The sequence below is a fragment of the Emticicia sp. 17c genome (genome assembly GCF_037153985.1).
GTDB lineage: Bacteria > Bacteroidota > Bacteroidia > Cytophagales > Spirosomataceae > Emticicia.
The window spans coordinates 90,434-102,212 of record NZ_JBBAYI010000002.1 but is presented as its reverse complement, the minus strand read 5'-3'; the positions used below and the strand labels follow the sequence as shown (position 1 = coordinate 102,212).

Sequence of the window (11,779 nt, the reverse complement as noted above, 5' to 3'; positions counted from 1 at the left end):
CTATTCTGGTTTATTGTGGAGTGCTATTAGCCGCAAATTCTTTAGATATTTCGTTCATTTCAATAAATTGTGGGTCAACTGTCATGCCGTCTTTGATGTTCTGAATACCCTCATAAATGATTTTGTCGTTAGGGGTTAGTCCTGAGTCAACAATGTAGAAATGAGGCATACGGCTATTGGTCGTAATAGGTTTCAGTTTAACCTTATTGCTTTTGTCGATGACATAGACATACATTTTATCCTGAATCTCGAAAGTGGCTTTTTGCGGAATAATCAGGGCATTTTTGTATTTACGTTGCAGGCGAACCTTGCCACTTGCGCCGTGTTTGAGTATCTTTTCAGGATTATTGAATCTGGCTCTGAAAGCGATATTTCCGGTACTTTGTTCAATTTCGCCTTCGGTGGTTTCGATACGCCCCTTAAAAGGATGTTCTTCGCCATTGGCTAAAATCAGCGTAACATTTTTCGACTGTTCGGCATCAGCCTTCAGGTTATTAGCGTAGTTAAGATATTCTTTTTCTGAAACATCAAAATAGGCAAACACCTCGTCGTTCTTTGAGATGCTGGTCAGTAGAGTACCGTCTTCTATCAAACTTCCGGTTTTGTTCGGAATCCGGTTGACAATACCGCTGAAAGGAGCTTTAATCTGAGTGTAAGTAAGCTGTATTTTAGCAAAGGTTTCGTTAGCTTGTGCTTCTTCAACTTTAGCTTTAGCAAGTTCGACTTTGTTTTTTGCCATTTCCAGTTCTGTGTTTGAAACAACGTTTTTATCAACCAGTTGTTTTACGTTTTTCAGCTCTAACTCAGCCGCTTTCAGTTCGGTAGTGGCACTTTTCAATACAGCATTAGCCTTTATTATATTTTCGTTCAATTCAGGATTATTAATTGTAAACAGTAGTTGCCCCTGTTTTACATATTTACCCTCATCGATATAGATGTTGTCCAGATAACCCTTAACCCTTGCCCTGATTTCAACATTTTGAACGGCGTTAATTTCGGCCACATAATCAATAGGCAGGGTGGTGTCGATAGCAATGGGAGATGTTACCGGAAATTTTTCTGTGCTTTGTTCCTTTGCCTCATCGCCATCGGAGGTACAGGAAGATGCTAACAAAAGCATCGAAAGTGAAAACATAAGTTTTTTCATAAAAATAGCTTTGGTGATTCGTAAATTATAGATAATCAGTGTGTTACAATAAATTTATTGTATAGCAACAGTTTCTCCAAGCATTTCTTCGAAAGTCAAATTCTTTTATTAGAATCATACAATCGAATACAATGCAGTAGCCATGCAAGGTTATTGCTGCTTAAAAAAGTAACATTTTACCGGAGAAGCTATGAAAAGAACAAATTGCTTTGTTCGGGTGGGGGAGTGTTCAGCCCTAAATACACTTCAGGTATAAAGGTGGTAGAAAAAATAGCTCCTTTACAGATGGTAAATTCAATAATGACAGGCTTGAAAAGATTTTTAAGCAGAGATTCCTCCGCTTCATCAAGACTAAGCATTTTGGTTTCCAAAGAACAAGTATCCTCTATATTACCAGCCCAATGAGATTCTGTTTTATTTGTAAGCCCTTCATAAGCTCTGATGCTTTCATTAATGAAATGCCCACAAAAAAAAGAGAATACCAGTATTAGCAAAAAGCGTACTTTAGTGAGTATGTTTTTTTTCCACGCTAATGGCATGTTGTGTTTATAAAAAGGATATTGGTTACAAAGATAACATAAATATGTAAAACTGGGTTATTGATTCAACTAACTACTTGTTTGTCTCTATCAGTAAGCCCATTTAATCGACCAAATTATTTATCATAATACACAGGCATAAGTTGCGTGTTATATGCCCGTATTTGGGTAACAAAAAAGGCTTTATGAAAATTCAATTCATAAAGCCTTTTAAAATTATGGTCTGCTCCGCCTATATTTAATATACTTTTTCGTAGTATTCTGTTGCCATACGGTCCGAATCAAAATAAGCATTTACATCGTTCATGCTTTGAAGTACCATCTTTTGCCAATCGGCTGGGCGGTCATAATACATAGGTAAAATGTGGTGTTCGAGTGTGTCCAGAAAATTGTTTACATCAGTGTTATCTCTATCCCATTCAGGAAAAGCCTGTGCTACTGGCACAATAAAAGAATTTTGCTCATTAGCAAATTCACAAATCCAGCCATCATAAGTCGAAAAATTAAGTGCGGCATTCATTGCGGCCGTCATCCCGCTGGTGCCTGAGGCTTCGCGGGTAACAATGGGGGTGTTGAGCCACACATCTGCACCATCTTTCAGGGTTTTCGATAAAGCCAGTTCATAGCCTGTCAGCACCGCCATGTTCGGATACAAATGGCTCAGGAAATATAATTGGTTAAACGTATTAATAGCCCCGCCATCGAAAGGATAAGGTTTACCTGCCCAGATAAACTGAATAGGATATCGGGTATTTTTCATGATTCTTTCAAAACGTTCGCGGTCGCGTGTAAGTAAGTCGGGGCGTTTATAGGCGGCAAATCTTCTGGCCCAAACAATGGTTAGTACGTTGGGGTCAAATAGTTTTCCGGCCTGATTAGCCACTTCTTTGAATAAAACTTCTTTCAATGCCTTTTTTCGGCCCGTTATTTTTTTTATATCGGCCTTGTTACGGGCTTTTTCGAGTTCTTCATCTGCCCAGTAAAGGCGGTTTTGTGCATTGGTTACGTGGGTAATCTGACAAATATCATTGTAGCTACTCCACATCGTGCGTGATACCTCGCCATGAAGTTTCGACACTGCATTGGCTTTTTTGCTGAATCGGAGGGCTACCAGCGAATGATTAAAGATATTGTCTTTAATACCTGTAATTTTGCGTACTTCGGGCATCGGAATATCACAAAAGAAACTCATGCTTGCCAGCATATTTATGTCGTGCTTTTCGTTACCAGCTTCTTCAGGTGTATGGGTTGTAAACACCAGACGCTTTTTGATTTCCTCTACGTTTCCTAGTTTTTTGTACAGATGAAAAACACCCGACACGGCATGAGCCTCATTGAAATGATAAATATCCGGCTGGTAGTTTAGCTCGTCGAGTAGTTTCATACCGCCTAGCCCCAGAACCATGCACTGCGCTACTTTGGTTGAGGCATCGGCATCATATAAATGATAAGAAATGGAACGCGCCCAGCTATCGTTACCGTCGGTGTCGGTCGTCAGAAAAAACATAGGTACGCTGCCAAAGGTTTGTGGCGGTAAAAAATAGGCAGCTACCCATACCGGCCGGTTCTGGATGGTTATCTGAAACCGAATGCCCGTATCTTTAACGAAGCTATACATTTTTTCACGAAACTGTACAGCCATACTGTTATCGGTGTTGCGTACTTGGTCATAATAACCGTATTTCCATAGCATACCAATACCAATCAGGTTTTGCTTTAGCTGAAAGGCACTTCTCATGTGCGAGCCTGCCAGAAAGCCCAGCCCACCCGAATAGGTTTTCAGGGCTTGGTCAATGGCAAACTCCATCGAAAAATAAACAACAGATTTCTTGAATTTGGGATTGAAAGAATAAGGATGAGCAAACTGCTCAGGCAAGTTCTTCATGCGATATCATAGGTTTGTGTGGAACAAAAATAAAAACAATCTACGGATTTATAAGGCTATAACAATTTATAGCCTCTTTTTGTCTTTTTAATCTGGTATTTTCTTTATAAGACTACCATCTTACCTGCCCGTTTCCGGTAATAACCCATTTTTCTGTAACAAGTTTTTCTAGCGCAAATGGGCCTCTCGCATGAAGTTTTTGGGTAGAAATACCAATTTCGGCACCTAAGCCAAACTGGCCGCCATCGGTAAAGCGCGTAGAAGCATTATGATAGACCGCAGCTGCATCGACCTCCGATAGAAACAAATCAGCCAAAGCCTGAGTCTGGGTAAGAATGGCTTCTGAATGTCTGGATGAATACGCCTGAATATGGGCCAGTGCTTCGTCTATGTGTTTGACTGTCTTGATAGAAATCTTATAATCGAGCCACTCTTTGCCAAAATCGGCTGTTTGTGCCGGATGCAGTTTCTCATAACCTGCTTTTTGAAGTACAGCATAGGCGGGGGCATCGGCATATATTTCAACATTCCATTTTCTGAAATCATCAATGAGCATCGGAAGAAAATCATCAATGATGGCTTCATCGACAATGGCACAGTCGAGCGAATTACAGACCGATGGCCGTGATACCCTTGCATTCACAACAATGTTCTTTGCCTGAGCTAAATCAGCGGTTTTTTCGATATAGGTATGTACTACACCCGCACCTGTTTCGATGGTAGGAATGAGTGAGTTCTGGCGAACAAACTGAATGAGGGAATCTGACCCCCTCGGAATAATAATATCAACGAAACGCGTAGCTTTTAGTAACTCTTCGGTAAACTTCCGGTCGGTAGGTAATAATAATACTATTTCTTTGGCAAGACCGAATGCCGCTAGTGCCTCATGAATAAGCCCTACCAGACACTGATTCGAGAAATTGGCTTCTTTTCCGCCTTTTAATACACAAGCATTGCCCGAACGCAGGCATAAAGAGGCAACATCGACGGTTACATTTGGTCGAGATTCATAAATAACACCCACTACGCCCATAGGTACTGCTATTTTCTTGATAGTGAGGCCATTAGTCAGGCTGTTTTCAAGCAATACGTTTCCTGTTGGGTCAGGCAGAAGTGCCACCTCTCTCAGCGAATCGGCCAATGCCTGAATACGGCTTTCATTCAGTAACAGGCGGTCATATTTGGGGTCAGTTTTATCCATCAGGTCGAGGTCTTTTTTATTTTCAGTCATGATTAAAGCCACAGACTGTTCAATAATACCTGCCAGATGATTAAGTAATGCACTTTTTTGCTCGCTTGATAAATTTCTGATACCTGCCGATGCCTGTTGCGTGGCTTGAAGAAGAGGAAGAATAACGCTCATAAATTTTTAATAAATCAACCCAAAGTATTGCCTTGATTTTAATTTTTCGTAAAATTACATCGCAATAATCACATTCAAAAGCATAAATATAAACTAGTGATATGTTCATCGAAAAAGACCTTGACAAAATAAAGCTTCGTGGAGCGAGCCTCGAAATAATTCAACAGCAGATAGAAAATTTTAAAAAGGGGTTTCCTTATTTAAATGTTATTAAAGCTGCAACTATCGGAGATGGCATTATTTCGCTGTCTGACTCAAAAGCAGGGAAATATGCCAAGTATTTTGATGAAAGAGCAACGAAACTAAAACTATTGAAGTTTGTGCCGGCCTCAGGAGCCGCTACCCGTATGTTTAAATCGTTGTTTTCGGCCAAAGACGAAGGCAAACTCGATAAATCGGTTAACGAATTTCTGGAGCGTTTGCCAGACTTTGCTTTTTATCATAAACTTATTAAAGCAATAGGCGAGCAAACCGGCGATTATAAAACCGTGCTTGAGTACCTGCTTACTGAAAAAGGGCTTGACTACGGCAGTTTGCCTAAAGGCTTGCTTGATTTCCACCGTTATGGCAAAAGCTCGCGCACACCCATTGAAGAACATCTGGTTGAAGGAGCCAGATACGCCAATAGTAATGGCAAGGTAAGGTTACATTTTACGGTTTCGCCCGAGCATAAGAAAAAATTCAAAGCCTTGATTGATTCGGTGTTGCCTAAGTATGAAGAAAAATATAGCGTAAAATATAGTATTAGCTTTTCAGAACAAAAGCCTTCGACTGATACTATTGCCGTAAATATGGACAATACACCATTTCGGACTAGTAGCGAAGAATTATTGTTCCGTCCGGCTGGCCATGGGGCTTTGCTCGAAAACCTGAACGAGCAGGAGGCTGATATTATCTTTATCAAAAATGTTGATAACGTAGTGCCTGACCGCCTGAAAAGCAAAACTATTTTATACAAAAAGGCTTTGGCGGGCTTGCTGCTTGAGTATCAGGAAAAGATTTTTGCGTATCTGGAAAAGCTATATAATGACAAGGTGGACGAAAAATTATTAGCCGAAATACTGGATTATATTGAGGTTAAATTATGCACACTTCCGCCCGAAGGTTTTGGAGCCTATTCGTTCGACGCAAAAGCCGACTATTGCAAACGCAAATTGAATCGCCCGATTCGTTTGTGTGGCATGGTTAAGAATGTAGGCGAACCGGGTGGTGGGCCTTTCTGGGCAAAAGACCCAGATAATTCGGTTTCGTTGCAGGTAGTTGAGTCGGCACAGATTGATTTGCAAAATGCGCAACAAAAAGAAATCTTTGATAAAGCCACGCATTTTAACCCCGTAGACCTGATTTGTTCGGTAAAAGATTATAAAGGAAATAAATTTAACCTGTTGCACTTCCGTGACCCACAAACAGGATTTATTACCCAGAAATCGCAAAGTGGAAAAGACCTTAAAGCACAAGAGTTGCCGGGTTTATGGAATGGGGCCATGTCGGACTGGAATACGCTTTTTGTGGAAGTACCTCTGATTACGTTCAATCCTGTAAAAACAGTGAACGATTTATTGCGGAAAGAGCATCAACCTGCATAAAACTAATGGCATCTATCGAAATAGACTCTCCGACACAGGTCAGGCAGGGTGAAGAAATAAATCTGGTAAGCCTGAATGAATTTGTACAGTCGGTTTTACCAGATTTTGAGCCTATTATAGCAATTGCACAGTTTCCGGGTGGGTATTCTAACCTTACTTATCTGCTTAAAACGGCAACGCAGGCGTATGTGCTTCGGAGGCCACCGTTTGGGGCTAAAGATATTAAAGGAGGCCACGATATGGGCCGCGAATACAGGATTCTGAGTGCCTTACAGGCCAGCGGTTATACTAAAGCCCCCAAGCCTGTTATATTCACCGAAGACGAAGCCGTAATGGGTTGCCCTTTTTATATGATGGAAAGGGTAGAGGGCGTAATCTTGCGCGCAAAAGATGCCCCCAAATTAATGAATACGGTTAGCTCCGACACCATGCGTAGGATGTCAGAGGCTTTGTGTGATAATCTGGTAGATTTACATGCCATCGATATAAATGTTACTCAGGGTGGAAACCCGGCATTGATTACTATTGGCAAGCCTGAGGGCTATATTCAGCGGCAGGTAGAAGGATGGCATAAGCGGTATCTGGCTTCACAGACAGACGAAATTCAGGCAATGGACTTACTAGCCGACTGGTTAAAAAAACACTTACCTGCTGAAGGCAAACCAACGTTGATTCATAACGATTATAAGTATGACAACGTAGTTTTGAAGCAAACCGACTATACAGAAATACTGGCAGTACTCGATTGGGAAATGACAACCGTAGGAGACCCGCTTATGGATGTTGGCACGTGTTTGTCTTACTGGGCAGAAGCTACCGACGGAGCCTTTGAAAAAGGTTTTAATTTATCGTGGCTGGCAGGAAACCTTACGCGTGAAGAATTTGCGCTCAGATATGCCGAAAAAAGCGGCAGAGATGTATCAAATATTCTGTATTTCTATGTGTTTGGCCTTTTTAAAAATTCGGTTGTAATTCAGCAGATTTACAGCCGCTACAAAAAAGGTCTTACACAAGACGAACGTTTTGCTAATTTAATTCTTGGTGTAAAGGCTTTATCATATAAAGCAGTAAAGTCTATGGAAAAACAGAAAATGTGCTGATAAAAAACAAGGCTTTGAGATTCCTCAAAGCCTTGTTTTTTTATTTGTATTGCTCAATAATTCGGAAGAGAGCTTTTTGTGTATCTATATTCGGAAAAAAATCATAAACCTGTGTATGCGCATCATAATTTATGGTTAAGCCTGTTTCCAGATACTGATACGCTTCGTTATAACTGCCATCAAAAATCAGATACGCCGCTGCCCTGTAATAAAGGTCGGCATCGTCGGGTATTTCAGCAATGGCATCATAGATAATCTCAAAGGCTTTGTTATATTCATTTTGTTCAAAATAAAGCAAAGACCAATTTAGCCATATATCGGGGTTTTTGGCATCCAGACTTACAGCGTGGCTGTAAGCCTCGTTGCTCGACAAGAAGTTCCCCATTTTTGATTCTGTATCGGCAAGTAAAAGCCAGTAGTCGGCATTGTTTTCGTTTAGCCGAATAGCTTTTTGCGTAAAATGAATTCCCTCCATCCAGCGGTCTTGTTCATACAAAGCCGAACCCATCCCGAACCACGCTTCATCCCATGTATCGTCAAGATTAGTGGCTTCGCGGTAGTATTTGTAGGCTTCTTCGTATTGAGAAAGCTTTTCGCAAGCCGCTCCCAGATGCGTATAAACCTCAGCCGTTGGAATTTCGTTTTTTAATACCTTAAGATAACATTCCTTGGCATCCAGATGATTTTCGAGGTTCATATAGGCATGCGCCAGATTAAACCACCCCGAAGCAAATTTTTCGTTTACAACTACGGCGTAGTCATAAGCAAAAGCTGCGTCTTTGTGGTTATTCAGGCGGCTATGCACCATACCCAATGCAAACCATGCCAGATGCGAGTAAGGATTGGTATCGACTAAATCCTGAAAATAGGATAGGTTTTCGTCTAATTTATCTAATTGCTCTAAACAAAAAACTAATTCATAAAAGGCTATTTCTTCATGAAACTGATGCTGTATAGCCTTTTTATAAAAATGAGCAGCCTCTTCAAATTTATGCCAGTTCTGAAAAGTTTGTGCTAATTGAAAGTAAACATTCTCTTTTTCGTCCGATAACAACAATGCTTCTTTTAAATGCTCAATGGCTTCTTCATAGTTACCCATGAGGTTACAAATAACACCTCGCATATAAGTGATTTCGTTGTCAGAGGGGTTGAAAGTAGCTGCTTTGTCGAGTACTTCCATAGCATCATCAAACTGTTCATAATTGGCATGAACCTGCGCCTGGTCGAGAAGTAATTCGAGGGAATAGGGATACTGTTGCAGGCCAAGCCGACAGGCTTTCATGGCCATCTCCCATTTTCCTTTCAGAAGATAGTACTCCGATAACTGTTCATACGTTTCTTCATCGAAGAAGACCGTTTCTTTGTTTTTGAGCATTCCTTCAAAACGTTCGACATTAGCCTTTACAGTTGCGTCATCGAAGTTTTCGAATCTGTCGCTGAATTCGTGTTGCATGTAAGATTACCCAAAAGTTTTTACGGCCCAACCATAGGACGGTAATTCTATTTTATTTATTGAGCCAAGCCTTGAATTAAATAAAATAGGCTTTAATTAAAATTTTAAAGTATTTCGTTTCAAGGCATGCTTCTTTTTACCAATGACTGAATAAAATACGTTTCAATATAAATATATTTTATCAGATGTCAAGCGTTTTGGTAAATAAAAATTTCTTTAAAAAATGCTCTCCGAAACCTTATATTTTACTCTTTACGGCTTTTTAATAAGAACATACTAACACGCCTAATGGTTTCGTCGAAGTCAGTAAACTTAAAGCCAAGTGTTTCTCGGATTTTGTTATTCTTATAAACAAATTTCATTAACGAATTTTTGGCGGTTTCCTTTGTAATGAGCGGAGCTTTGCCTGTAAGAAAAGACCTGATGGCTTCAATACGCCAGATAATTTCGGTTAATACTGGTGAAACTTTTCTGGCAGGTGGTTTTTTCTGGAACAGATTCGCCACACTGGTAAAAAAATCCTTGTAGCTTACAGTGCCGCCATTCAGAATAAAACGTTCGCCGTCAATGTCAGAAACTATTAACTGGTATATAGCCTCAACTACATCTTTTACATCAACATAATTAAGGTTTCCTTCGCTGTAAAACGTATGCTCGTCGTAGGCATATTTAAATAGCTGGGTGCTGCTTTTGGTCCAGTCGCTTTCACCCAGAATAACCGACGGATTCACTATTATTATATTCAGGCCCTCGGCTTTGCCACGCCATACTTCTAACTCTGCCAGATATTTGGTTTTGGCATAATGAGAATTAATGGGGGAGTTTTCCCACTTCTGGTTTTCATCAATGAGCGTATTTTCGGCCGATAATTTCAAAGGAACATTAGGCTTGCCTAGTGCTGCAATAGAACTCACATGGCATAGCTTCTGAATGTTTTTTTCCATACATACATTTACCACATTGGCGGTTCCTTCTACGTTGGTTTTGTACATTCGTTGCTGGTCTTTTGGCGCGTATGATACCACCGCTGCGGTATGCACTACGAAATCAATTGCTTCGAAGGCTTTTTCAAGAGACGGAATATCCAGAATATCGCCTTCAATAATTTTGATTTTTTTTGTTAGTTCGTTAAGTGCCGATAAGTCGCTATCAGTACGGCATAGGGCCGATACTTCAAAGCCTGCCTCAACAAATCGTCGGGCAGTAGCACTTCCTACCAGACCATTGGCTCCTGTAATAAGAATTCGTTTCATACGATGTTTGACATGGCAGATTATCATCTGTCTGATTCCGTACAAAGGTAATAGCAAAAATGAATACAGTGGCTAGCCTTTGTGAATAAAAATCCCTGACCAGATTTTATACATCCAGTCAGGGATTCTTCTGAAAATTTTTATGTACAACAGCTTATGCTTTAGTTGTTTCCTCGCTTGTTTCGGTTACTTCTTCAGTGGCCGGAGCTACAAAAATTTCAGGTAAATATTTCGAAAGAATATTATACCAAGTAATGATTTTCTTTACATCCGACGCATAAACTTTGTCGCGGTCAAAATCAGGAATAATGCTCGAGAAAAAGTCAAATAATTGGTTGTTCGAGAAGTTTTTGTAGTCATCTGCAACAAATTCTCCATGTAATTCACGGATTTTTAAAAGAATATCTGAAAGTGGTTCAGATTTGTTTTGGTCTTCGGTATAAATCGAAATATCTTTCAATACAGAAACGCGGGCGTTGGCACTTACCATTTCGCGTTGTTTTTTATCATCGAGCGTTTCTACAATAACCCCGCCACGGCCAGGTTTTAAAATCTTATACAATCCACTTTTTCCCGAAATATGGGCGATGTCTCTTAATAATTCCATTTGATAAATAAGGTAAGCTTTATTCGGGCCTGATGACCCTCTGAGTTAGTTTTAAATTAATTTGATGAATGCTTCAACCGAAGGCTTTTCATCGGTTTCAAGCAGGTTGCTAGCAATATATTATGCTACAAAAACGCCTGACGAGGGTGCAAAATTATAAATTATTTTTTAAAAGACTGATTTAACTCGTCTATTGCTTTTAATAATTCTTCGCGCCCTATTTTCTTTTCTGACGAGGTTATGAAATACGGCGGAATTTTGCTCCATGTTTGTAACATGGTTTTTTTGAATAAATCAATGTTTTCTTCGGCCGTAACTTTGCCTACTTTATCGGATTTCGTAAATATCAGGTAAAACGGAATGCCTCTTTCGCCCAGCGCATCAATAAAATTGAGGTCAACGGTTTGAGGTTCCAGGCGTATATCAATCAGCACAAACACGCACATCAGGTTCTCGCGGTTTACGAGGTAATCCCAAATCATTTTATCCCATTTGTCGCGTTCTGCTTTAGGGGCTTTTGCAAAACCATAACCGGGTAAATCGACCAAAAACCATTGATTATTTACCTGAAAATGATTAATTAACTGGGTTTTACCGGGTACTTGCGAGGTTTTGGCCAGATTTTTATTAGCCACCAGCATATTAATCAGAGACGATTTGCCAACATTTGACCTACCGATAAAGGCATATTCGGGTATCAAAGGCTTAGGACTTTTTCTGTAATCAGAAGCACTTTGAATAAACTTTGCTTCGGTAACTTTCATATTATTTTCTGATTGAACTATCGTATTAAACAAGTAATTCTTTCGCCTTTCTGACTAGAGTATCTATACAAAAAGAAGAAAG

General features: G+C 40.0%; 10 protein-coding genes. 2 read left to right on the top strand and 8 right to left on the bottom strand.

What is annotated here, in order from left to right; translation table 11 throughout:
- Positions 1-10 precede the first annotated feature (10 nt).
- From WAA15_RS04960 to WAA15_RS04945, 4 genes are all read right to left on the bottom strand, one after another.
- Positions 11-1,147 carry an efflux RND transporter periplasmic adaptor subunit gene (locus tag WAA15_RS04960; RefSeq protein WP_337041428.1) on the bottom strand — a complete coding sequence of 379 codons (1,137 nt, stop codon included), beginning with the start codon at positions 1,145-1,147 and terminating at the stop codon, positions 11-13.
- 188 nt (positions 1,148-1,335) lie between these two features.
- Positions 1,336-1,686 (bottom strand): hypothetical protein, encoded by a 351-nt coding sequence (locus WAA15_RS04955; protein WP_337041427.1) that lies wholly within the window; start codon positions 1,684-1,686, stop codon positions 1,336-1,338.
- A 238-nt stretch (positions 1,687-1,924) separates the two neighbouring features.
- Complete coding sequence (gene glgP / locus WAA15_RS04950; RefSeq protein WP_337041426.1) at positions 1,925-3,571, bottom strand: alpha-glucan family phosphorylase; 1,647 nt, start codon at positions 3,569-3,571, stop codon at positions 1,925-1,927.
- Between the two features lie 112 nt (positions 3,572-3,683).
- Positions 3,684-4,934, bottom strand: a complete 1,251-nt coding sequence (locus WAA15_RS04945; RefSeq protein ID WP_337041425.1) for a glutamate-5-semialdehyde dehydrogenase — start codon at positions 4,932-4,934, stop codon at positions 3,684-3,686.
- Positions 4,935-5,035: 101 nt separating this feature from the next.
- Here WAA15_RS04945 and WAA15_RS04940 point away from each other — a divergent pair, with 101 nt between their 5' ends.
- Complete coding sequence (locus WAA15_RS04940; protein WP_337041424.1) at positions 5,036-6,520, top strand: DUF4301 family protein; 1,485 nt, start codon at positions 5,036-5,038, stop codon at positions 6,518-6,520.
- 5 nt (positions 6,521-6,525) lie between these two features.
- Positions 6,526-7,620 (top strand): phosphotransferase family protein, encoded by a 1,095-nt coding sequence (locus WAA15_RS04935; protein WP_337041423.1) that lies wholly within the window; start codon positions 6,526-6,528, stop codon positions 7,618-7,620.
- Positions 7,621-7,660: 40 nt separating this feature from the next.
- Here WAA15_RS04935 and WAA15_RS04930 read toward each other — a convergent pair whose 3' ends face one another.
- The 4 genes from WAA15_RS04930 to yihA all read right to left on the bottom strand — a co-directional run bounded on the left by WAA15_RS04930 (position 7,661) and on the right by yihA (position 11,697).
- Complete coding sequence (locus WAA15_RS04930; protein ID WP_337041422.1) at positions 7,661-9,073, bottom strand: tetratricopeptide repeat protein; 1,413 nt, start codon at positions 9,071-9,073, stop codon at positions 7,661-7,663.
- 245 nt (positions 9,074-9,318) lie between these two features.
- Positions 9,319-10,326 (bottom strand): SDR family NAD(P)-dependent oxidoreductase, encoded by a 1,008-nt coding sequence (locus WAA15_RS04925; protein ID WP_337041420.1) that lies wholly within the window; start codon positions 10,324-10,326, stop codon positions 9,319-9,321.
- A 154-nt stretch (positions 10,327-10,480) separates the two neighbouring features.
- On the bottom strand, positions 10,481-10,933 hold the full coding sequence (locus tag WAA15_RS04920) for a DUF5606 family protein (RefSeq protein ID WP_337041418.1): 453 nt from the start codon (positions 10,931-10,933) through the stop codon (positions 10,481-10,483).
- A 161-nt stretch (positions 10,934-11,094) separates the two neighbouring features.
- Positions 11,095-11,697 carry a ribosome biogenesis GTP-binding protein YihA/YsxC gene (yihA, locus tag WAA15_RS04915; RefSeq protein WP_337041417.1) on the bottom strand — a complete coding sequence of 201 codons (603 nt, stop codon included), beginning with the start codon at positions 11,695-11,697 and terminating at the stop codon, positions 11,095-11,097.
- Positions 11,698-11,779 lie beyond the last annotated feature (82 nt).